The following is a 22,485-nucleotide window of genomic DNA, read 5'->3' as shown; positions in this document are numbered from 1 at the left end:
GTGATCGAATGCCTATGTGATCGGCGGAATGCAGCGGGCTAGGGGGCATGGTTTGGCCGACGAACAGGTGGATGGCTTTGCGCCGGGAACGATCGTGGAAGTCCGTGACGAGGCGTGGATCGTCCGGTCGGCGGAACGATTGAAGAATAGCGCGTGGGCGGTGTCCTGCACCGGAGTGTCGGAGCTGGTGCGAGACACCGATGCGACGTTTCTGACCGACTTGGATCAGCTCCGCCCACTGGTGCCGGAGAAAGCCGAGGTGGTGCCGGATGACTCGCCGCAATTTCGGCGCACGCGACTGTGGCTGGAAGCGGTGCTGCGGAAGACGGCGGTACCGTTGCACGACGAGCGTTTGATCGTTTCCCACCGGATGTTGCTGGATGAGCTCGGATACCAGCGCCGTGCCGTGGCCCAGGCGTTGTCCCGGACGAATCTGCGGACCCGGATCCTGATAGCGGACGCCGTCGGGCTCGGAAAAACGCTTGAAATCGGCATGTTGCTGGCCGAGCTCGCGCGGCGAGGCCGCGCGGAACGGATCCTGGTCGTGACGCCACGCCACGTCCTGGAGCAGATGCAGCACGAGCTGTGGACCAGGTTCGCGATTCCACTGGTGCGGCTGGATTCGGATGGAATCAAACGCGTCCGGCAGGAATTGCCGGCCAGCCGCAATCCGTTCACCTACTACCGCAAGGTGATCGTCTCGGTCGACACGCTGAAATCCGGGCAGTACCGGGCGCATCTGGAGAAGCACCACTGGGATGCGGTGGTGATCGACGAATCGCATAACCTGACCAACACCGGCACCCTGAATAATGAGCTGGCGCGGGTGCTGGCACCGCGGACCGATGCACTTGTGCTCGCCTCGGCCACGCCGCACAACGGCAAACCGGAATCGTTCGCCGAGCTGGTGAGCTTGCTGGATGCCACCGCGATCAGCGATCGAAGCGATTATCAGGTCGAAGACATCGCGCACCTGTTCGTACGGCGGCATCGGCACTCCGCCGATGTGGCTGACGAAGTCGGCAAGGACTGGGCGGAGCGTCCGGAGCCGAAGGTGCTGGCCATTCCGGCCAACTCCGCGGAGGAAAAGATCATTAACGAGCTGACGGACAGCTGGCTGTATCCCGAGCCGGGGCGTTCTCCGCTGGAGGGGACCAACAACACGTTGTTCCCCTGGACGTTGGCGAAAGCCGCGCTTTCTTCGACCGCAGCGTTGCGTGAGACTATCGCGAATCGCAGGCAAAGCAAGAAACGAACCGAAGCCGAACTGTCCTCTTTGGACACCTTGGGCAAGCTCGCGGCGGAGGCGCAGGCGACGGGCGAGTCGAAATTGACCGAGTTGGTCGGCTACCTCGGCAAGATCGGTGTCGGCTCGAAGTCGGAAACCAGGGTCGTGCTGTTCAGCGAGCGGTTGGCGACGCTGCGCTGGCTGTTGCAGGAACTGCCGAATGCCTTGCGCATGCCGGTCGAGGCCTTTGCCATGTTGCACGGCGGTTTGCCGGACGACAAGCAGCAAGCGGTTGTGGAGCAGTTCAAGCTCGCGGACTCTCCGGTGCGGGTCCTGGTCGCGGGCGATGTCGCGAGTGAGGGCGTCAACCTGCACGCCCACTGCCACAACCTCGTACACGTGGACATTCCGTGGAGCCTGATCCGCATCGAGCAGCGCAACGGCCGGATCGACCGGTACGGCCAGAAGTACCCGCCACAGATCACCGCGCTCGCCCTGACTTCGACCAATGATCGCTTTACCGGTGATGTGCGGGTGTTGACCAAGCTCCTAGACAAAGAGCATGCCGCGCACCAGGCGTTGGGCGATGCCGCCACCTTGCTGAACCTGCACAGCGTCACCAAGGAAGAGCAGGCGGTCGCGGAGGCTCTGGCGAAGGGGCGTGACATCGAGGAGGTGGTGCCGGACCTCTCCGACGACGTCGATGAATGGGATTTCTTCCACCAGCTGATGGCGCAGGGAGATCAGCGAGCCCCGGACGATGTAGAGGTCGACGACGGGCACAACCTGTTCCGCACCGATCTCGACTTTCTCCGGGAAGCTCTCCGGGAGGTGTATCCCAACCCGGCCGAGCCGGTCGGCAGGGGCGGCGTGGCTTGGGAGGAGAGCGATGACGGCAGCTGGGTTCGGCTGACCCCACCACCGGACCTGAAGCGACGTTTCCGGGCATTGCCGCAGTCTTACCGGACCGAACGCAAGGTTACTGAGCGCCTGGTGTTGGCGACTGACAAGCCGAGCGCCGAGGATTCGCTGAAGCGGGCGAGGGATCACAAGGAGTCCGGCACGCTGTGGCCGGAAGCGCATTTCCTCGGCCCGCTGCATCCGGTGCTTGATTGGGCATGCGACCGGGCTCTCGCCCGATTCGAGCGCAACCAGGTGCCGCTGGTCGTCGGGGATGTCGAGCTGCCGACAGTTCTCGTGCAGGGCACTTTGACCAATGCCCGCGGCCAGGTGGTGAGCTGCACGAACTGGGCGTTCGGGTTCGTCGATGACGACCCGCGATCCGGGCCTATCGGCAGTTCGGATGCGCTGGAGATCCTGGAAGATGCCGGCATTCGGGATGGCGGCATCAACGCAGGTTACGACCTCGATCCGAGCGACTGGCAGTGGTTGGTACCCAAGGGCGTCGCCGCGATGCGCGCCCACCTGCAACGGATTCTGGTGGAACAGGGCAGGCAACTCGCCGCTCCGGTGTGGGAGGCCGAAGCACGTCTGGAGCGGTGGGAGGCCGACAGCAGGCGGATCGCGGAAGGCCGAGACGCGGGGCCGCGAACGCGGATGTTGAAGCAGATCGATGCGGTCGTGCGGGGCGCGAAGACGTCGTTGGAGTCGCTGCGCGCCGTGGGCAAACCGGGGGTGCGCGTGCTTGCGGTCATCGCGCCCCGGCAGGACGTGCAGGAGGGCGTTCGGTGAGCGCGTTCGATTCGGTGGTGGTGACCGGGGATTTCGTCTCCGAGCATTACCTGTCGGAGCAGTTCCCGACGCGGGTCAAGGCGTTGCGCAAGTATTGGGCGGAACGTGAGGAAGCCAAGGTCGCAACGCCTCGCAGCGGGCTGACCGGGTTCGCCGGAACCGCGGCGAGGCTGTTGGCGTCGGCTCGGGAACGGCCCGACGAGAAAGTCTTGCGTGAGTTCTACCTCCAGGCCAGGCAGGCGCTGCTGCTGGATGCGGAGCCCGAGCAGATCAAGGTGGTCCGGCTCGGGGCGGCGGTCGAGGTCGACGGGATCGCGCACCGTACCGCGTCGGGCCTGCACCTGGCCATCCTGCAGGCGATGGATGCACGGACCGTGGAGGACATTCTCGACTGGAACCTGGAGACGGTCGAGGGCCTGGGGCGGTTGCTGGTCCCGGCGACTATCGACGGCAAGCCGGAGCCGGGCCTGAGCAAGGTGATTTCCGCGCTGTTCCTGGCGGAGGAGCCGCCGAGACTGGTGTTGGTGCAGGCCGGCGGCTGGTTGTTGCTGACCGACCGGGAGCGCTGGCCGGAGGGGCGGTGGCTGGCGGTTGACCTGGCCACGGCGGCCGAACGCAAGGACACCCGGTCGGCCGGTGAGCTGGAGACGATTGCCGCGCTGGTCGGTTCCGATGGCTTGCTTCCGCGCGAGGACGGGTCTTGCGGCCTGGACGCGGTGCTGGAGGATTCGGTCAAGCACGCCGTTGGGGTGTCGAAGGATCTGCGCGAGGGCGTGCGCGAGTCGGTCGAGCTGGTGGCCAACGAGATCGTGGTGCGTCGCCGCCGCGCCGGGCTGCCGGTCGACGGCCTAAGCGATCTGCCGCTGATGCTGCAGAAGCAGGCGTTGCGGTTCCTGTACCGGATCTTGTTCCTGCTGTATGCCGAGGCACGGCCGGAGTTGGAGATCGTGCCGGCGAAGGCACCGGAGTACGCCGAGGGCTACGGCCTGGACCGGCTGCGCGATCTGGCCCTGGTCGAGCTGACCGAGCGGCGTTCGCTGGACGGCACCCACCTCTACGAGTCGCTGCACAAGCTGTTCCAGCTGGTCGACCAGGGGCACGAGGCCGAGGACGACGGGTTGCCGTTCGAGGCGCTGCGGGCGGACCTGTTCGCCGAAGGCGCCATTTCGCTGATCGACGCTCCCTCCAATGTGGACGACAACTGGGATTCCGAGCGCAGTGAGCTACGGGTCAGCGGTGTTGGCCTGGGCAACCAATGCCTGCAAACGGTGCTGCGGAAGTTGCTTTTGTCCAAGCCGACGAAGGGCCGGGACGCCGGGTTCGTTTCGTACGCGCAGCTGGGCATCAACCAGCTTGGTGCGGTGTACGAGGGCCTGATGTCCTACACCGGTTTCCTGGCGGAGGAGGACCTCTACGAGGTAGCCAAGGGCGGCGACCCGAGCAAGGGCACCTGGGTGGTGAACGCCAAGCAAGCGCAGGAACTCCCGGGTGAGGTGTTCGTCAGGGACGAAGATCCGGAGACCGGAGAGCCGCGTCGGCGGCTGCACCGGAAGGGAACGTTCGTCTACCGGTTGTCCGGGCGAGAGCGGCAGCGCAGCGCCTCGTACTACACGCCGGAGGTGCTGACGCGCTGCGTGGTGAAACATTCGCTCGCCGAGCTGCTGGATCAGGACGGCCAGCGCACTCCGGCCCAGCGAATCCTGGAATACACGGTGTGCGAGCCCGCGCTGGGCTCGGGAGCGTTCCTGATCGAGGCGGTGAATCAGCTCGCCGAGGAGTACCTCAAGCGCCGTCAAGAAGAGCTCGACAAGGTGATCGAGCCGGAGCGGTATGCGCTGGAACTGCAGCGAGTCAAGGCGTATTTGAGCCTGCACCAGTGCTATGGCGTGGACCTCAACGGCACCGCAGTCGAGCTGGCGGAGGTGTCGTTGTGGCTTAACGCCATGCACGCCGGGTTGAAGGCGCCGTGGTTCGGTCTGCACTTGCGGCGGGGCAACTCGCTGATCGGCGGTCGGCGCGCGGTGTACGACGTGCCGCCGAAGAAGTCGTTCAAGTGGCTCGACGTGGTGCCGACAGACCTGCCGATCAACGGTGACGTGCCGCTGGGTGCGCTCGGCAACGGCAAGGTGCACCACTTCCTGCTCCCGGCCAAGGGCTGGGGCGCGGTCGCCGACACCAAGGAAGCCAAGGAGTTGGTGCCAGATCAGACGGCGACGCTCAAGAACTGGCGCAGCGCGGTCCGCAAGGCGCCGAACGCGAAGCAGCGCATGAGATTACACGCGTTAGCCCGCCGGGTGGAGGCGCTGTGGTCGCTGGCCGCACAACGGCTGGAGATCGCCGAGAAGAAGATCAGCCGCCAGGCGGATGTGTGGGAAGCACCGGAGCTCGCGCGGCGGTCGAACGGAGTGACCCGCGAGCAGGTCGAAGAGTTCCTGGCGGACGAGAACAACTCCTACCGCCGATTACGCCGCGCAATGGACGCTTGGTGCGCCTTGTGGTTCTGGCCGACGACAGCCGACTGCGAACCCCCGGACTGGGAAGACTGGCTTGACGGCCTGGAAGCATTGCTGGGCCAAGCGGGCCGCGTCACTGTCGCCGAAAAGCACGGTCAGCAAACCTTCTTCGACGGGGCCGACTGGGCGGGCCTCGACGAGGCGGAAGCCGAGCAGCGCGACTGGCACAACATGCGCGACGTCCACGAAGCCCTCGCCTGGCAGCCCTGGCTGAGAGAATGCGAACGGATCGCGGACAAGGAAGGCTTCTTCCACTGGGAACTAGACTTCGCCCCGGTGTTTGCGGCTGGCGGCTTCGATCTCCAGGTGGGGAACCCGCCCTGGGTGCGGCCCGACTGGGAAGACGACACGATTCTGGCGGAAAAGGATCCCTGGTTCACATTCAACGAGAAAGCCGATGTGACGATTAAAGACGATCGCCGAGGTGATTTGTTGGATTCGAGCCATGCTGGCGATTATCTAGTTGAACGTTCTTCGAATGCCGGCATTCTAGAGCACCTTGGAAGTGGTGTTGACCGTTCGGTTTTGATGGGGCTGCGTCCAGATCTGTATCGGTGTTTCATGGAAAGAGCGTGGAGGTCGATGCGCTCTTCGGGTATTGTTGGCCTCATTCATCCCGAAAGTCATTTCACCGAGGCTCGAGCTGGCGAATTTAGGCGGGTTGTCTATCGCCGATTGCGGCGGCATTGGCAATTTCGAAACGAGAGGCGCCTTTTTGAGATTCTTAACACGCGCGAATTTGGTGTCCATGTATATGGCGCGGAGCGTCCGGTTGCGTTTAAGAGTATGTTTTCGCTCTATTATCCCGACACGATCGATAGGTCGCTAGAACACGATGGGTCCGGTCCGGAGCCTGGAATTAAAGACGAAGATGATGAATGGGATGTGCGTCCGCATCGAGGTCGAATAGTGGAGGTGGACCGGACTGTTCTCGCCGGTTGGTCTGCGTTGATCGACGAGCCGGGGACGCCTGCAGATGAAGCTCGGATGGTGCGGCCGGTTAACACGGAGAGCCAAGCTGTGCTGTTGAAACTGGCTGCTGCTTCTCGTTTCGGTAGCACGAAGTTTTATTGGACGCCTGGATGGAATGAGACAACGCAGCGGAAGGACGGTTACTTTGTTCGGCGGTCCGATGTTGTGGAGCGACCTGAAGATGTCATTCTCCAAGGGCCGCATTTTTCCGTTGCTAATCCGTTGGCGAGGCAGCCGCGACCATCGATGCGGAATGCTAAAGATTACGAGGAATGGGATCTGGAAGCGGCCGGGGAGTGGGCGTTGCCGCGCACGAGCTACCAGCGCGCGAAGCCACTGAATGAGTACCTGGTGGGCTATCCGCATTGGGATGGGAAGCCGTCGAATGAATCCTGGCGTATTGTATGGCGGCGTATGGCGGACTCGTCTACAGTAAGGACTCTTCACGCTGCGTTGGTTCCGCCTGGGCCTACGCATGTGAACACAGTGTTGGCGATGACGGCGGGAAAGATAGATCTCGCATGCGCGGCCGCTTTTTGGGCGTCCCTAGCGGGGGATTTTTTAATTAAAGTTTCCGGGGCGACGGAGCTCAAGAATTCAATTATACGCAGGCTCCCGCACGTGCGGAACCACCCGCTTGAGCCAGAGCTGATCCTGCGTGCCCTCCGGCTGAACTGCCTTACTCGGTACTACGAGCCGTTTTGGCAGGAGTTGTTCGACGACCGGTGGCGGGAGGACTTCTGGACGCACGATCGGGACGATCGGCCGACACTGGGGGATGTGCGGCGGGAGTGGGAGATGGGTACGCCGTTGCGGGTGGATTTTGACCGGCGGCAGGCGTTGGTTGAGATCGATGCTTTGGCGGCGATCATGTTGGACATCACAGCCGAGGAGTTGTGCACGATCTACCGGACTCAGTTCGGGGTGCTGCGCAAGTACGAGCGGGAGATGCGGTTCGATGCCAACGGCCGCCAGGTGCCCAAGGACGTCGTCAAGGAATACGCCAAGCACGGCGCCAAAGCCGACCTCGGCCGCTACGTCCTCCCCTTCACCGGCGTCGACCGCGAGAAAGACATGACCCGCGCCCACGAGGCCTTCACCGAACGCCTCCGCACCCGGACGTGACAAGGTGGTTGTGCGTGGTTGTGGTCGTTATGGCAACCACAACCATGCACGACCCCTCAGCGCTGCTTCAGGCTCGCGGTAAACGACGTCCACTGCGTGGGCGTGAACACGAGGGTGCCGCCGTCGCGGTCCTTCGTGTCCCGGATGCCGACCGCTCCCGTCGTTACCGCGACCTCAACGCAGTGGGTGTTGCTGGCGCTACGACGGGACTTTCGCCAGCTCGCTTTACTCAAGTGCGTCGAGGCATGGAAAGTGCTCATGTTCCAACTGTAGTTATCGCGGCAGCTCTGTCGAGACCTTCTTGATGAGTGTGCGGGACTCTTCGCGGTTGAGCGCTGCTTGGGTAGCGGCGGTGTGGGCGATGGCGTACTCCCGGACCATGATGGGATCGATGATCAGGTGGGTTGACGTCACGGTCTCTTGCCAGAGCACGGTGGGGAGCCTGCCGTTCGGGAAAGTCATGAGGTAGAAGGCGGAACCGCCCATCGCCTCGTGTCCGCTGGCCGAGAACGGAACGATGCGCACGTCCAGGGTGTCGGGATGCTTGTCGATGAGAGCGAGGATGTGCTCAAGTTGAGCCTTGAGTACATCCGGCCCGCCGATTTCTTGGCGCAGCACGGCTTCCGACATAACGACGTTGAATCGGAGTGGGTCTTCGCCGGTAAGCCTCAGCTGTCTGGTCATCCGGCAGGAGACCCTGCGATCAACTTCGGCCAACCGGAGATTTCCGGTGCTTGCCTCGCTGATCGCTTGGGCGTAGTCCTCGGTCTGTAGGAGGCCATTGATGACGCCGCTGTCGTAGGCGTGCACTGCTTCCGCACCGTGCTCGAAGCCAAAGAAGCGCAGCAGGTCATTGCTGAAGATGCCGGAGTACTTGGCCCACCAGCCACGCTGGACCGCTTGCTCCCGCAGCGCGCGAAGTTCCTGAGCCTCAGCATCCTCGATGCCGTATTCCGCCATGAGCGTGTCCAGCTTCTCCAAGGCGAGTGTCTTCTTGCCGTGTTCTGCCTCGGACAGGTATGCCGAGGTCACGCCGATGAGTTTGGATGCCGCGCCGCTGGCCAGCCCGGCTTCCTCGCGTATTTCCCGAAGACGGCGTCCCAGCGCCCAGTTGGCAACTGTCGGGGAGTTTGGCGGCATGTTCGGACTCCTTCTGATCACACCTTTGGGTTTACAGGCTGGCTATATAGCTGCGAAAGTCGCTAGCGTGATGTCTGTCGGTAACGGTAGCAATACAGTCCGTTGCCGTCTGTGGTGGCTCCGGTGCTTCTTCCCTCCCCGACTCGCCGGAGCCACCGCTTTCCTTTCGGCAACAAGGAGAAGTGATGATGTACGACATCTTCCGGTCAACAAGCGTGGTCGCGTACTGGCGCCCGGTTGACGGTGTGCGGCATGGGTTGTCGCCGGTTGAACCGCCGTATCCCGGGCAGGAGCGGGAGACCCTGTGCGGCACGGCGGTGGCCATCGTCAAAACGTCTGCGGTGGACTGGTTCGCACCGACCTGCATGGCCTGTTGGGACGAGGCCCGAGCCCGCCGCGACGCAGCAGCACGAGAGGCAGCAGCACGAAAGGCAGCAGCACGAGAGGCCGCTGCGGGGAAGGCGGGTGCGCAGTGATGACACCGGTTCTCGCCGTGGTTCAGACGCCGGGCAACGTGCTGGCTTTCCTTGGCGCTGTTGCGGTCGTATTCGCGATCACCGCACTACTGCCGTTGCGCGGAGGGCATGGCCAGCATGCCAACGCCGGTCCGGGAGCGGTGCTGGTGTGGCAGCTCGTCGACGGGAATGCCGCCGAAACCCGGCATCCCGAGCCACCCGCTCGCCAACCGCCTGAACCCATCGACTGGCCGACAGAGGAATACGTCGGCCGTCACCGGCTAGCTTCGAGCCAAGACCGCCAGGCGTTCGAGTTCTTCGACGGTGCCACGCCAGCTTTCGAGCTCGGATTCGGTAGGGACCGCAGCTCGCCGGGCATGTAGGTAGTCGCTGGTGGCCGTGTAGATGTGCCGGGCACGGCGGACCGTGACAAGCGCTGCGGGCTGCTCGTCCGGTGGCGCGGCCGTCGCGAGCGCCCACAGGCGCGTCTGGATGTGGCCGGTGCCGGGATTCGTCCGGCCCGGCACATCCCTAGCCGCGGCTTCGATTCGGATGCGCAGCAGCAAGACCAGGGCGTGCTTGGTCAGGATCGGATTCAGCGAACTGGACGACAGCTCCGCCCACATGGTCGCCAACGCTCCATCGCTCATCCGAGCACCGCCTCGACAAGATCGGCGCAGAACTGTTCGGTGTACTTGACCTTGTGTCGCACTTCGTTGGTTGAAAGCTCGTGCAGGTCTTCGACATTTCCGTGCCCGGCAGCATTGAAATGCGCCAGTTCGCCGCCGTCCAGCAGGCTCTGGATCACCTTGCTGCCGGGATGGTCCCGGCCGATCAACTCCTGCAAGCTTCGCAGCGTGGTCCGGGTGGGGCCGGAGCGACGAATCCTTTCGAGAACCGGGTGGGGGCCGGGGTGCCGTCGAGCCCACTCACGTGCCACCTCGACGGCCACTGCGTCCAGTGCCTGACGGCAGAAGCCAAGCGACAACGTCGCCACCGTCAGCTCCGTGAGAACCTGCCCAGACGTGAGATCCCGGGCTTGGTCGAGCAACGCCTGCCACGGGTGGGTCACGTCGTTGAGCACATGTTGATCGTTGCCGTCCCGGGCGAGCGCCATCTTCGTCGCGGTCGGAATCGTGTCCGCCAGCTCACTGATCAACCGCTCGCTGTGGGTGAAGACCACGACCTGCCGATCCTGCTCGGCCAGCCTCGTCAAATGACGGCACAACACCTGGATCCTGGTCTCGTCCAGCGCGTGCACCGGGTCGTCCAAGACGAGAAAGCGAAACGGGCCGGCGGCGTTGCTGCCCAAAAGCACCGACAGCATCAACGCGTTGAACTGCCCGGCCGACAGCGCCCCGGCCGAGAGCACCCGATGACCGAACCGAAGCGACAACTCCGCCCGTTCCGGATCGCCCAGCGCGCCCGTGATCGACACCTGCAAACCGGTGAAACCGGTGCCGTCCAGGAAATCCCGCAGAACCGCCTCGATTTCCGCCTCCAATGAGCGCACCCGGTCATCCCGAACCTGCTCGTAGACATCGGTCAGCCTGGCCAATGCCGCCCGCCAGGATCCGGCGCTGTTCGCGACATCGCCCTGGTCGGAGCGGAAGTCCGCCAACTGCCGGCAGATGCGAGCCCGGCTCCGGTGCCAGTAGTGCGGCACGTCCGCAGCACTGATCAGCACATCGAGCACCCGCCGCACACGGCCCTCGAAGGAACCACTGGCAAGCAGCTTGAGCAGCAGCGGCCACGCCTCGTCTTGCTCGCCGCGCAATTCGTGCCGTCCCCGCAACGGGCGCACGAGATGCGCGAGTTCGGTTGCCTCTGCGCCGATTTCCGGAAGCTGCTGCGCCGCCTCCAAGGCCAGCCGCACTTCTCCGCCGAGAAGCCGGGCGAGCTCGGTCATCCGGTGGCTGACCAGGGCGAATTCCTCGTCGACCGCCTGCAGGTCCCGTGCCTTTCGGTGGGAGCCACCGGACCAACCGGCCGCCGTGGCGCATACCGGGCAACAGTCCTGCCCGCCTTCGGTGGTGGCCAGCAGCTGACGGATCCCGGCGATCGTTTCACCTGGTGCTTCGCTGAGCGGACTGGCGTTTCGCACCCGGCGATAGCTGGCCACGGCATCGGTCGTGTCGGCGAACGCCTCGTTAAGCCTGGACCGGAGGTCGGGGCGCACTGGGGCGAGAACGTCGTTGGTGACCGCGTTACCGAAGACACGCGCGAACCAGCTTCCAGCGTCTGTCTCCAAGTCGGGTAGCGCTACCGGCTTGGGTGGCTCCACGAGCGGATGCTGCTCGGTCAGTTCGGCATCCAGCGCGGCGAGCTCGGCGGCGACGTTGCGACGCAGTTCGGCCCAACGCTCTGCGGCGTGCGATGCGATTTCCAACCGCTTGGAGATGTATTCGTGCAAGCTTGACCAGTTGGGCCCCAACGCAAGCGCTTCGGTGCAGAACCTGCTCAGCCGCGCCGCGTCGCGCAAATGGTAGTTCAGCTCGTCGTAGCTGATCACCGGCCGGTGCGCGGCAACCGTCTCGGCCCAGCGCGAACCGAGGACGTGCAGTTCGGATTCGGTTGTCCCCGGCATGCTCCAGCTGGCGGTGCATCGCTCCACCGGCGGCGTGTCCGTGTCCGATGCGGGCCGCAGTCGCCAGTTGAGCCACAACCGATGCGCGCGGTCGCCGAGCAGTTCTACGTCCACTGCGGCGCTCGTGACACCGTGATTCAGCGGTTCCTGCTTGCGGAGATCGTCATGCACGAATGACGGGCAGTGCTCGATACCGCCGTGCAACGCCACTCGAAGCGCATCGGACAGACTCGATTTCCCGGCCCCGTTCTCGGCATGCACCAGCACGACATTGCCCGGTCCCGGAACGTGCCAGACGAACGGCTTGACCACCCCGCGAAACCCGGTCACGCGAAGCGTGCTCAGCTGCCAGCGATCCAGCACCAGAGCGTCGTTGATCTCGCTGTCGCCCAGTTGCTGGCCGTTCCGGCATTGCTGGACGGCTACCCGCAGCAACTCGCCGACGCGGTCCATTCGACCAGCGGAAAACAGCCGCTCACCGATCTTGGTGAAACTCATGGCATGCCGCAAAACGGAACCTTCCCCCATTACTCTTGATCGCCAGTAAGGTACGGAGAGAGACCACAGCACACTAACGAGTTGCCAAGATCCGCTCGATCGAACGAGTGGCCGGGGACTGCACCGTATCCGGGGCGCTCAGGTCGCCCGCAACGCCTCTCACGGACAGCGGGGCTGCGCACATCCTCGGATCAGCGCTCGGTACCGGTCTGTCATCAAGCCCACATGGCTCGGATTATCGATGCGGACCCACTCGACGCACGTCGGCTGTGCTCCCTCGTTGTCAATGAACTCGCGCAGTGCTTGCTCCACGAGGTCGAGCGTCAGCACGTGTTCCGGCCGGACCCAGGTCGGCACGTAGGGGTCGAACACCACGCGTGGGTCGGCGGGCAGGCTCGGGTTGATCAGATGGTTCCAGTGATTCCACCGCAATGCGCCGTAGCCTGTGTTCCGGTTCGCCATCACCATCATCGTGGCGGTGATGCCTGCGTCGAACGGTGGCTCGTCGAACATGTCGTCGGTGATCGGATGCGGCGCGAAGTGAAAGGAAGCCACCTCTCCGCAGTCCATGTCGACCCACGGATTTCCCGGGGCCAGTTCATTCAACGCCCTGCTGATGAAGAGTTCGACATCCTCGGTCGTGTGCGCATGTTCGAAGCGGTTGGGCAGTTGCGCGGTCAAGATCATGGCTTCCGAACCCCCTTCAACGACCACTTTAGTCCGGTGACCGTCGAGATGATGGTCATCGAGTATCCCTGCGGCAGGATGCAGCGCACTGAGACCTCGCAGCCGTTTGGTTTAGGGCACACCTTGTCCTTGTTGATCAGGACGGTGACGTGCTCGATCCCGTTTTGGCACATCCATAGCGCCAGCTTCGGCTCGGCATGCGTCGCGGTATCGAATCCGCTGCCCGGTCGCCAGCCCGGAGGTTTTGGGAACTGACTGTTGTCGTCCAGCTCGCGTTGAACCTGATCGCGTTCGGCGTCATAGCCGCTTTCGCAGCGCGTCAGCTCTTTGCCGTCGGCGTCATAGGCGATGCCGGTGGTGACGTGCAGGTTGGTCGAGTCGATCTTCTTCCCTTCCTGCTCGACTCATTCGGGTGTGCCGACGGCGGGCCGAGTCGGAGGCAGCGGTGCGGCTGATTCAGACTTGGATGGTGGTGGTGCAGGACCAGGCGAATCGCCGGCGACAGATCGCCGGTAGCCGGTGATCAGGTCGTTGATCTGGTTGAGCGTCTGATGGGCACGGACGATTTCGTTCGCGGTGTGATCAGTGTTGGCTATGGCTTGCTGGGCTTCTTCGTCGCGGGATTCCAGGAGTTGACCGAGGCCATGAGGCCGTCCGGCTTCGTCGAGGCAGTCTCCGGCAGCGGCGAGGTGTTCTCGCCCTGCGATGATCTTGTCGCGTGCGAGGTCGAGGCTTGCTAGGACGTCTTTCATTGACATCAGGTTTTCCCTTTGATGTCAATGGTTTCGGTACAAGTGGGCGCTGACAGCCGGTCTAGCGGACGGCTCATCGCGGGGGCGGCCGTGTCCAGTCGCTGGCGGTGCCGGCATTGCTGGACGGCTACCCGCAGCAAGCCGTCGGTGTGGTCCACCCGACCAGCGGAAAACGGCCGGTCTTCGATCTTGGTGAAGCTCATGGCATGCCGCAAAACGGAACCTACCCCCGTTACTCTTGATCATCAGTAAAGTACGGAGAGAGACGACAGCGCACTAACGAGTTGTCAAGATTCGCTCGATCGTGCAAGGGGCCGATCGAAGGATGGGGGAGGTTTACACGGTGCTCGACGAATCCGGCAGGACAGCACGAGGAAAGCGCCCGCAACACCCCGAAGCTGCCTGAAACCGGGGCTCGCGCATGCTGCCCTCCTTCCTGGCCGAGGAACTCCAGGAGCGACTGATCTCCTACCTCGCCACCACCTTCGAACTCGCCGATGACGACGCCCGCAAGAGCCTGGAGCGATTCCTCAACAACCCGGAAACCAGCATCTTCTCCGGCCCGTTCCTGCGGTTGCGACTGCCGTTCCGGTTGGCGGGCGAGGGCTGGCAGGACCATCTCGACTTCGTCCCGGACGGCTTCCAGCCCTATCGGCACCAGGCGGCGGCGTTCGCGCGGCTGACCAGCAAAGACCATCAGCCCGAGCCGACGATCGTCACCACCGGCACCGGCTCGGGTAAGACGGAGTCGTTCCTGTTCCCGGTGCTCGATCACTGCCGTCGGCAGCGCGCGGCGGGCCAATCGGGAATCAAGGCGCTGATCCTCTACCCGATGAACGCGCTGGCCAACGACCAGGCCGCCCGCATCGCCCGCATGGCGGCGCAGCACCCCGAGCACTACGGCGAGATCACTGCTGGCCTGTTCACCGGCGACTCCGGTCAGCACCGCTTCATGGGGCCGGACCACATCATCGAAAACCGGGGCTCACTGCGGTCCAACCCGCCGGACATCCTGCTGACCAACTACAAGATGCTGGACCGGTTGCTGCTGCGCCAGGACGACATCGGACTGTGGGACGGTGCTGCGGAAAGCTTGCAGTACCTGGTGCTCGACGAGTTCCACACCTACGACGGGGCGCAGGGCACCGATGTGGCTCTGCTGCTGCGACGGCTCGGCATGGCGCTCGGCATCAGGCGAGACGGCCGGCCGCTCGGATCGGTGGCACCGGTAGCGACTTCGGCGACACTTGGCGACGGCTCGCGCGCCGCGGAACTGTTGAACTTCGCCGAGACCATCTTCGGCTGTTCATTTACCGAGTCGGCGCTTGTTCGCGAGAACCGGTTGACCGCCGCGGAATGGATCGGCACGGTTCCTGAATCGGAAACCGTGCCGACTGGTCGCATCCCGCTGCTCTCAGAGATCGACGAGCTGATCCCGGACAACCGGGAGGTCGGGTACGAACAACTGGTCCAAGCGGCGACCGCGGCGTTCTTCGAACTCGGCACGGAAGACGAACTTGATCCCATCGAGCTGAGCGCCGCACTCAAACACCACCCGCTGACCGCAGACGTGGTGGCGGTCGCCGCTGAAACGACGGCGTTGGACGATGCGACCCGCAGCTTGAGTGCGGTCGCACCGACCTGGGTGAGCGCACTCGACAGCGGCGAGGCCGACAGCGCACGGAAGGCCTTGTCAGCCTTCGTTGCGCTGCTCTCGCATGCCCGGACCGGGAACGGTGACCAGGCCTTGCTGCAGGTTGAAACGCAGCTGTGGGTCCGTGAGGTGACACACCTGATCCGCTTAGTCGATAACGTTGCGGCCTTTCGGTGGTACGACGACAACCCCGGTGCCGACATAGACCGGTTTCTGGCGGCGGTGTTCTGCCGGCACTGCGGCCGGGGCGGTTGGGGAGCAGCGCTTGCCGGCGCAGCCAGCAACCAGTTGGACGACCGGGTGAAGAAGGCGTGGAAGCTATCCCTGGCGAATAGCGACCGCTTCCGGGCGTTCTTGCACGCCGCAGGCGAGGCGGACGCAACGCCGGAGAAGGTCGCCTGGCTCGACCCGGTGACCTTGGAAGTGCTGTGGAAACGGCCGGACCACCACGAGGAATGCGTGCCGGTCCTCACCACCGACCCAACCGACCTGAAAGCGGCAGCGGACGGCAGATGCCCGTCGTGCCAGAAGACCGACGGCATCCGGTTTCTCGGTTCCCGAGTGTCGACCTTGGCGTCGGTTGCGCTGAGCCACCTGTTCGGGCACGCCGGCATTCCCGAGCAGGAGAAGAAAACGCTGCTCTTCACCGACAGCGTGCAGGATGCGGCACATCGCGCCGGATTCATCGAGGCTCGTGCCTACGCCTTCAACCTGAGGTCCGCGCTACACCGCGCGATCCGCAACGATGGGGTGCGGCTGGACCAAGTCGTCACGAATCTGATGAGCGATGCCGCCGGGCCCGGTAATCGGGCCGCCCGCTACGCGCTGCTGCCCCCCAGCACCACGGAGTTGCAGGGATTCAAGAGTTTCTGGACCGAGAAGCGAGTACGCAACACCGCCCGGGTCGAAGCTCGGATGGACTTCGCGGCACACTTGGAGTTCGGCCTCAATTCCCGAACCGGCCGCACGATGGAACTCACCGGCACGATTAGCGTTCTCGTCGACACCGACAACAAAAAGAGGTTCAAGACCCGGGTGAGTCAGGTGGTCGCGGAGCACCGACCGGCCGGCCTTGAACTGGAAACGGACTTCGCCGCGCAAGAGTTGGCGTGGGCGCGCGGCATCCTCGAACGGATCCGCACCCAGGGCGCCATCGGGCACAAGTTCCTGGAGCGCTACATCCATGCAGACGGCAATCGGTGGCAGATCTGGGGTGGCCGGGACCGGCGGACCGGTATGCCGGCATTCCACAAGGGCCGTCCGGCACCGGCGTTTCCCACCGACGCGGCGCGGTCGGAGCAGTTCGACAGCATCATCGCACCGCGCACCTGGTTCACCTGGTGGACCCACCGGTGCCTGGGCGTGCCCGAAGCGGATGCGCCCAGCCTCGTCCACGCCCTGTTCCGGATGCTCGCGGACGAAGGAATCCTGCAACAAAGAACGACCAAGAACGGTGCCGCCGTATACCTGATTCCGCCGGACCGGATCTGGCTGGACCGCACCGGCCTGGCCGATCTCGCCGCCGGGCGCAGCATGCTGCGCTGTCACGTGTGCCAGACGCGAACGCCAGTCCACCCCGACATCGCCGACGACTTCGCCGATGCCCCGTGTCTGCGCAAAGGGTGCGGTGGGCGGCTGCACCGGCATGCCGAGACCGCCAACTATTACCGCGCGCTCTACAACTCCGAACGGGTCCGGCGAATTGTCTCCCGCGAGCACACAGCCCTGCTGAGCAGAGACGAGCGAACCGAGGTCGAGCGCGAATTCAAGGACAGCACTGAACCGAACGCGCCGAACGTGCTGGTCTGCACTCCGACCCTGGAACTGGGAATCGACATCGGTGACCTCGGCGCCGTCGGGCTTACGTCCTTGCCTCGCACCACGGCCGGCTACCTGCAGCGAGTCGGGCGGGCCGGGCGGCGCAGCGGCAACGCTTTCGTCGTGGCTATCCTGCCCGCTCGCCAGGCGGAGCTGCGCCACTTCGGGAAACCGCTGGACATGATCGCCGGCGAAGTCGTCCCACCGGCCTGCTACCTCGATGCCGAGGAGATCCTGCGTCGCCAGTACCTCGCCTCCCTGATCGACCGCTCCGCGGCACGTTCCCGCACGAAGTGGGCACAGCCGAAAAACGTGCCGGACCTGCTCAAAGACGGCCTGGCCCAAGGCCGATGGCTGCGCCGGTTGCTCGATGACGCGCGGGTCAACGCCGAGACCTACGTGACAGAGTTCCTCGAAACACTCGGTGACCGCGTCACGGACGGGACCGCTGCCGCGCTGCGTGACTGGGCAGGTGCGGCCGAGTCCGGCGAGGTGCCCGGCATCGATCGCATGGTGCAAACCGGCGTAATGCGCTGGGCGCGTGAGCTGAACGAGCTCAACAGCCGGATCGCGGACCTCAACGCAGTTGCCGAGAAACTGCAGGCCAAGCGTGATTTGCTGGATGACGAAGCGCAAACCGACTTCCAACGGGTCACCGGCGAACGCAAGGCCGCGCAGCGGCTGCGTCGGGACGTCTACGAAGGCAATGACTGGGTTGGCGCGCTGGAGTCATTGGGCCTGCTGCCGAACTACACGCTGCTTGACGACCGAACCCGGCTTGATGTGAGCCTATGGTGGGTCGACGAGGAAACCACGAAGGCAGAGATCGAGGACTGCCGGTACGAGCGCGGTAGTCGGACCGCGCTGGGGGAACTTGCTCCTGGTGCGACTTTCTACGCCAGCAGGCGAGCGGTGCGCATCGACGCGGTCGATGTGGGCAGCGTGCACAACAGCTTGATCCAGCGGTGGCGTTGCTGCCCCGCCTGCGGCTGGTCCGATCCGGATGACGCCCCGCGGGCATGCCTCCGGTGTCACAGTGATCACGCAGCGGACTCCGGGCAGCGGCTCGATGTGGTCGCGTTCCGCCGCGTTTCGGCCTTCGCGGCCCTCGATGAATCGCGTTTCGGCGACGAGGACGAGGAACGCAAGCGGACCGCGTTCGAGATCGCCACCAGCGCCGATGTCGCTCCGGAGGACATCCGCGATGCGTGGCAGTTGCGTGAGTACCCCTTCGGCGCCGAGTTCTGCCGCAAGATCAGGATCAGATGGTTCAACCTCGGGCTGCTCGACCGGGGCGGTGCGGGAATGCGCATCGCCGGTGCGGAGTATTCGGCTCCGAGGTTCCAGGTGTGCACCGGCTGCGGCGTTGTTCCGCCGGCGCAGGGCAAAGACCAGAACGACGTCCGCCACCGTGGCTGGTGTCCGCAGCGCCGGAAACCGGACCCGGCGATGTGGGCGAACGTCGCGCTGATGCACGAGCTGCAGACCGAAGCGTTGCGGATACTCGTCCCGCCGATCGTCTTTGCCGATGACGCGCAGCTGGTGTCCTTCACCGCCGCGCTCAAGCTGGGCTTGCGCGGCGTGCTTGGTGGAACCCCGGATCACCTGGACGCCTTCTGCAGCGTCGAGTCCGGTAGCCAAGGGCGTCGGCAGATGGTGGTGTTGCACGACCAGGTTCCAGGTGGCACTGGCTATCTGACCCAGTTCACCGACCCGGCGAAGCTGTTGGAGCTGCTGGAAAAGGCTAAGGAGACCCTGGAGAACTGCACTTGTGTCGACACCCCCCACTTGGCCTGCCACCGCTGCCTGTTGTCCGTGGGCCATGTCGACGATGTGGAACTGCTTTCCCGCGACCGGGCGCTCGGCATCATCAACGATGTGCTTGAGCACTGGGATCCGGTCGAAGGCACCGGCGTGCACCAGATCAGCACGACGATCGACGAAACCCACATTGAACGGCGTTTCCGGGCTCAGCTGCACCGGTGGGCCCGGCAGCACAAGCTGCGCCCGCAGCTCAGCGCGGGCACCAATGGGGACAGCCTCAGGTTCGCGGTGGACGCGCGGGACGGCCGCCGGAACTGGATTGCCGAGCCCCAGGTGAACATCGATAACGTGGTCAAGCCGGATTTTGTTATCTCCCCGGTGGACTTCTCCGCGCCGCGCATCGCCGTGTTCTGCGACAGCGTTAGGTTCCACGCCAGCGCGGAGCACAGCGTGACGACCGCCGACGCACGAAAGCGTGCCATCCTCCGGGAACGTGGATATGTCGTCTGGGGGGTCACCCACCAGGACATGGAGGATTTCGAGCGGGTTCTGGCCGGGGCCAAGCCGAACCCGCTGCCGTTCCTCACCACCGGCCAACGGGAACAGGTCGTGGCCAGCGCGAATCGCACTTCGGGCCTGGGGAGCATCGCCGCGCGCAACATCGTCGGCGACGCGATGACCTTGCTCACCGCATACCTCGTCAACTCGGACCGGGGCCATTGGCGCAATGTCGCGCAGGCAGTCGCCGGTGGCTTGGCGGCGAGTGCTGGCAAGGCAGGTATGACAACCGCAGACAGGGCGGACCTGCCGCGGATCGTCGTCGAGCATGGTCGGGGTGCGCCAGCTCCGCCGCCGAGCGGGACGCAGCCGGTTGTGCTGACCGAAACTGCGAACGGCGCCGGAGTGGTCGTCCTCCCGGTAGCGAAGACAAAAGAGCTCGCGATCCTGCTGGTGCTCAACGACGCGGCGGACAAGGCCGGCTCGTCCGCGCATGCCGCTTCCTGGCGAGATTGGCTCGCCGTCGGCAACGTCCTGCAGTTCCTCGGACTGGGACTGGAGCTACCGCGATTCGCCACCGCGACGACCAGCAAGCAGCTCGAACCGGACGAAATTCCAGGCACGGCAGCAGCCGAGCCGCGCTTCAACGCGGAGTGGCGGCTCGTCATCGAGGTTGCGGAAGCCGAGCTGCAGGAACTCCTGGTCGCGTTGGCGACCCGGGACGTCGCCCCACCGCTGCCGGGTGACGAAAGCCCGGACGGGGCGTGGCAGATCGACCTGTCCTGGCCGCAGGAGAAAGTCGCCGTGCTCGTCGAGGAATCCGCCGATCGGATAGCACAGCTCCGCGAAGACGGTTGGCGGGTGGTTCCAGCCGACGTCGAGAAGATCATCCAGGAACTCCAACAGGTATCGGGAGGCGCGCGTTAATGGCGACGGTCGTCATGCACAAGGACTTCCAGGCGGACCTCAAGTTGGATGGCTCGTTAAAAAAGAACGCCTGGGATCTGCTGCGCAAGCTCAGTTCAAGTGCGGACAGCAGCGGACTGAACCTGAAGATCCCGCAAGGCGCGATCGACCGGCGAGTACGTGTGGCCCGCGTAAACGACAACTTCCGTGCCGTGTTGTTCGCCGCAGGCACCCTTGATGAGGCCACCTATGTGCTCGTGGCGATCAAACCGCACGATCTCGCCTACCAGTACGCGTCCACGCTGAAGATGCAGGTCAACCCCATGAACGGGGTTTTCGAGGTGCTCAAGAGCGCCGATGCCGCACCGGTCGCCGAACCGCCAGCCGCCGCGCCGTCCACTGTTGAGTCCGAACCGCTGCGGTTGCCATTCCAACCGGGGGAGCTCATCGCGCTCGGCATCACCGAGCGGATCGCCCACCGCGCGGTCGAGGTGCGTGACGACGACGAGTTGCAGCGAATCTGCGTTGATGCGCCGTCATGGCAGGGCAGCGCGCTGCTAGACCTGGCCTTCGGCGCGTCCCTGGAGGATGTGCGGCGGACCTACACCGCCCTCGGCTCCGAGACCGACCGCGGGACGGCGCACGAATTCGGACGCGGTGAGCCCGATGCCGAGCAACTGCGTGAATCACTGCGGCGGCCCGGCTCCCAAATGGACTTCGTGGTCTTCTCCGACGACGAACACATGCGCCGCATCCTGGAAGGCGACTTCGAGGCATGGCGGGTGTTCCTGCACCCCGAGCAGCGGTCGGTCGCTTATCACCCTGGCTGGAAAGGATCTTTCCGCATCACCGGCGGTGCGGGCACCGGCAAGACTATCGTCGGCATGCACCGGGCGGTGTTTCTTGCGAGGCGGTCGGACGTGCGGGTGCTGGTGACGACCTTTACCCGCAATCTGGCGGAAGAGCTGAAGCGGCAACTTGCCCAGTTGGCCGAGCCAGAGGTGCTCGCCCGAATCGACGTGCGTGGTGTCGACCAACTTGCCAGCGAGGTTCTGTTGCGCGCCAAAGATCGCCGTACGACGCTGCGCGGCAACGACGAGCGCCACTATTGGCAGCGGGTTCTCGACCGGGTGGATCTGAACGAGGCGGATCGGCAGCTGCTGACCCCGGATTTCCTCAGCCGTGAATACGTCCAGGTCATCCTGGGACATGGTGTTCGAAACCGCGACGAGTACCTCAAGGTTTCCCGACCCGGACGCCGGGTCCGGCTGAACCGGTTGCAGCGCGCTCGCATCTGGTCGGCGGTGGAGGAATTCGAACGCCAGCTGTCATTGGACGACAAGACGACCTTCGGCAAGACCGTTGTCGAAGCCGCCGAGATCGTGGCCGATCAGCGGACGCTGGACACCCACCGCTACGACCACGTGGTGGTCGACGAGGCGCAGGACCTCAGTCCGGCGCATTGGCGGCTGTTGCGAGGCGTGGTTCCGGTGGGTCCGGATGACCTTTTCATCTGCGAGGACGCGCACCAGCGGATTTACGGCGACCGGGTCGTGCTGAGCCGTTACGGGATCGAAACCCGAGGCCGGTCGCGGAAGCTGACCTTGAATTACCGGACCACCAGCGAGGTGCTGAAGTTCGCCACGGGGATCCTGGGAGACGAGAAATTCCTGGACCTCGACGAGGAACCCGACTCGGTTGAACGGTACCGATCGTTGCTGAGGGGGTGGTTTCCGGTCCGTCGCGGCTTCCGCAACGACACCGAGGAGCAGCGTTTCATCGTGCAGCAGATCGCTGAGTGGCGGGCAGAGCCCGGTGAGCCGGGAGAAATCGCCGTACTGGCCCGGACCCGAACAGTCCGGGACAGGTTCGCGCGAGCGTTGCGGGAATCCGACATCCCCGCTGTGATCGTCGAGGACGGTGATGCTTCGACTCGACGCGACGCCGTGCAGGTGGCCACCATGAATCGCGCCAAGGGAGTCGAGTACCGCCGGGTAGCGGTTGTCGCCGTTGACGAGCGCACCGTGCCCAACGACTTCGTGCTTGGCCAGAGCGCGCCGGAGGAGCAGGACGACGTCAGGCAGCGCGAGCGCTGCCTGTTCTACGTCGCCTGCACCCGGCCTCGCGACCAGCTCCTGGTCACCTGGGTCGGAACTCCTTCGCCGTTCCTGCCGGAAGCTCGGGCCGAGGAGTGAC

13 protein-coding genes are annotated in these 22,485 nt (G+C 64.5%); 6 read left to right on the top strand and 7 right to left on the bottom strand.

Going from position 1 to position 22,485, the window contains the following annotated elements; genetic code table 11:
- The first annotated feature begins 52 nt into the window (after nucleotides 1–52).
- Nucleotides 53–2,920, top strand: a complete 2,868-nt coding sequence (locus tag BJ970_RS08590) for an SNF2-related protein (protein WP_246470774.1) — start codon at nucleotides 53–55, stop codon at nucleotides 2,918–2,920.
- Nucleotides 2,917–7,530 (top strand): Eco57I restriction-modification methylase domain-containing protein, encoded by a 4,614-nt coding sequence (locus BJ970_RS08585; RefSeq protein WP_184725717.1) that lies wholly within the window; start codon nucleotides 2,917–2,919, stop codon nucleotides 7,528–7,530. Before BJ970_RS08590 ends, BJ970_RS08585 begins: the two co-directional genes overlap by 4 nt.
- A 56-nt stretch (nucleotides 7,531–7,586) precedes the next feature.
- On the opposite strand, the gene BJ970_RS08580 is transcribed toward BJ970_RS08585, so the two are convergent.
- Both BJ970_RS08580 and BJ970_RS08575 read right to left on the bottom strand, forming a co-directional pair.
- On the bottom strand, nucleotides 7,587–7,790 hold the full coding sequence (locus BJ970_RS08580) for a DUF397 domain-containing protein (RefSeq protein WP_184725715.1): 204 nt from the start codon (nucleotides 7,788–7,790) through the stop codon (nucleotides 7,587–7,589).
- Nucleotides 7,791–7,803: 13 nt separating this feature from the next.
- Complete coding sequence (locus BJ970_RS08575) at nucleotides 7,804–8,670, bottom strand: helix-turn-helix domain-containing protein (protein ID WP_184725713.1); 867 nt, start codon at nucleotides 8,668–8,670, stop codon at nucleotides 7,804–7,806.
- 185 nt (nucleotides 8,671–8,855) lie between these two features.
- Here BJ970_RS08575 and BJ970_RS08570 point away from each other — a divergent pair, with 185 nt between their 5' ends.
- Nucleotides 8,856–9,146 (top strand): HC3 family zinc finger protein, encoded by a 291-nt coding sequence (locus BJ970_RS08570; RefSeq protein WP_184725711.1) that lies wholly within the window; start codon nucleotides 8,856–8,858, stop codon nucleotides 9,144–9,146.
- Between the two features lie 260 nt (nucleotides 9,147–9,406).
- Here the strand turns inward: BJ970_RS08570 and BJ970_RS08565 are convergent, their stop codons facing one another.
- From BJ970_RS08565 to BJ970_RS39925, 4 genes are all read right to left on the bottom strand, one after another.
- Nucleotides 9,407–9,775 carry a hypothetical protein gene (locus BJ970_RS08565; protein ID WP_184725709.1) on the bottom strand — a complete coding sequence of 123 codons (369 nt, stop codon included), beginning with the start codon at nucleotides 9,773–9,775 and terminating at the stop codon, nucleotides 9,407–9,409.
- The gene (locus BJ970_RS08560) at nucleotides 9,772–12,210 is read right to left on the bottom strand and encodes a hypothetical protein (protein WP_184725706.1); all 2,439 of its coding nucleotides are present in this window, start codon (nucleotides 12,208–12,210) and stop codon (nucleotides 9,772–9,774) included. Before BJ970_RS08560 ends, BJ970_RS08565 begins: the two co-directional genes overlap by 4 nt.
- A gap of 159 nt (nucleotides 12,211–12,369) precedes the next feature.
- Nucleotides 12,370–12,897 (bottom strand): Imm1 family immunity protein, encoded by a 528-nt coding sequence (locus BJ970_RS08555; RefSeq protein WP_184725698.1) that lies wholly within the window; start codon nucleotides 12,895–12,897, stop codon nucleotides 12,370–12,372.
- On the bottom strand, nucleotides 12,894–13,220 hold the full coding sequence (locus BJ970_RS39925; protein ID WP_376775111.1) for a DddA-like double-stranded DNA deaminase toxin: 327 nt from the start codon (nucleotides 13,218–13,220) through the stop codon (nucleotides 12,894–12,896). Before BJ970_RS39925 ends, BJ970_RS08555 begins: the two co-directional genes overlap by 4 nt.
- Before the next feature lie 228 nt (nucleotides 13,221–13,448).
- Between BJ970_RS39925 and BJ970_RS08545 the strand changes: the two genes are divergently transcribed.
- Nucleotides 13,449–13,637 (top strand): hypothetical protein, encoded by a 189-nt coding sequence (locus tag BJ970_RS08545; RefSeq protein ID WP_184725696.1) that lies wholly within the window; start codon nucleotides 13,449–13,451, stop codon nucleotides 13,635–13,637.
- Between the two features lie 17 nt (nucleotides 13,638–13,654).
- Here BJ970_RS08545 and BJ970_RS08540 read toward each other — a convergent pair whose 3' ends face one another.
- Nucleotides 13,655–13,852 (bottom strand): hypothetical protein, encoded by a 198-nt coding sequence (locus BJ970_RS08540; protein ID WP_184725694.1) that lies wholly within the window; start codon nucleotides 13,850–13,852, stop codon nucleotides 13,655–13,657.
- A gap of 218 nt (nucleotides 13,853–14,070) precedes the next feature.
- On the opposite strand from BJ970_RS08540, the gene BJ970_RS08535 reads away from it, so the two are divergent.
- Nucleotides 14,071–20,310 carry a DEAD/DEAH box helicase gene (locus BJ970_RS08535; protein ID WP_184725692.1) on the top strand — a complete coding sequence of 2,080 codons (6,240 nt, stop codon included), beginning with the start codon at nucleotides 14,071–14,073 and terminating at the stop codon, nucleotides 20,308–20,310.
- Nucleotides 20,310–22,484, top strand: coding sequence for a UvrD-helicase domain-containing protein (locus tag BJ970_RS08530; RefSeq protein WP_184725691.1), 2,175 nt, complete (start codon nucleotides 20,310–20,312; stop codon nucleotides 22,482–22,484). Before BJ970_RS08535 ends, BJ970_RS08530 begins: the two co-directional genes overlap by 1 nt.
- Nucleotide 22,485 lies beyond the last annotated feature (1 nt).

This window comes from Saccharopolyspora phatthalungensis, from assembly GCF_014203395.1.
Lineage (GTDB): Bacteria > Actinomycetota > Actinomycetes > Mycobacteriales > Pseudonocardiaceae > Saccharopolyspora > Saccharopolyspora phatthalungensis.
The sequence above is the reverse complement of the archived record's forward strand: the minus strand, read 5'-3'. Positions and strand labels throughout refer to the sequence as shown.

What these genes read in the sequence shown, in the direction of transcription:
- BJ970_RS08580 (WP_184725715.1), bottom strand. Translation starts at nt 7,790, where the DNA reads ATGAGCACTTTCCATGCCTCGACGCACTTGAGTAAAGCGAGCTGGCGA.
- BJ970_RS08575 (WP_184725713.1), bottom strand. Translation starts at nt 8,670, where the DNA reads ATGCCGCCAAACTCCCCGACAGTTGCCAACTGGGCGCTGGGACGCCGT.
- BJ970_RS08570 (WP_184725711.1), top strand. Translation starts at nt 8,856, where the DNA reads ATGATGTACGACATCTTCCGGTCAACAAGCGTGGTCGCGTACTGGCGC.
- BJ970_RS08565 (WP_184725709.1), bottom strand. Translation starts at nt 9,775, where the DNA reads ATGAGCGATGGAGCGTTGGCGACCATGTGGGCGGAGCTGTCGTCCAGT.
- BJ970_RS08560 (WP_184725706.1), bottom strand. Translation starts at nt 12,210, where the DNA reads ATGAGTTTCACCAAGATCGGTGAGCGGCTGTTTTCCGCTGGTCGAATG.
- BJ970_RS08555 (WP_184725698.1), bottom strand. Translation starts at nt 12,897, where the DNA reads ATGATCTTGACCGCGCAACTGCCCAACCGCTTCGAACATGCGCACACG.
- BJ970_RS08545 (WP_184725696.1), top strand. Translation starts at nt 13,449, where the DNA reads ATGGGCACGGACGATTTCGTTCGCGGTGTGATCAGTGTTGGCTATGGC.
- BJ970_RS08540 (WP_184725694.1), bottom strand. Translation starts at nt 13,852, where the DNA reads ATGAGCTTCACCAAGATCGAAGACCGGCCGTTTTCCGCTGGTCGGGTG.
- BJ970_RS08535 (WP_184725692.1), top strand. Translation starts at nt 14,071, where the DNA reads ATGCTGCCCTCCTTCCTGGCCGAGGAACTCCAGGAGCGACTGATCTCC.
- BJ970_RS08530 (WP_184725691.1), top strand. Translation starts at nt 20,310, where the DNA reads ATGGCGACGGTCGTCATGCACAAGGACTTCCAGGCGGACCTCAAGTTG.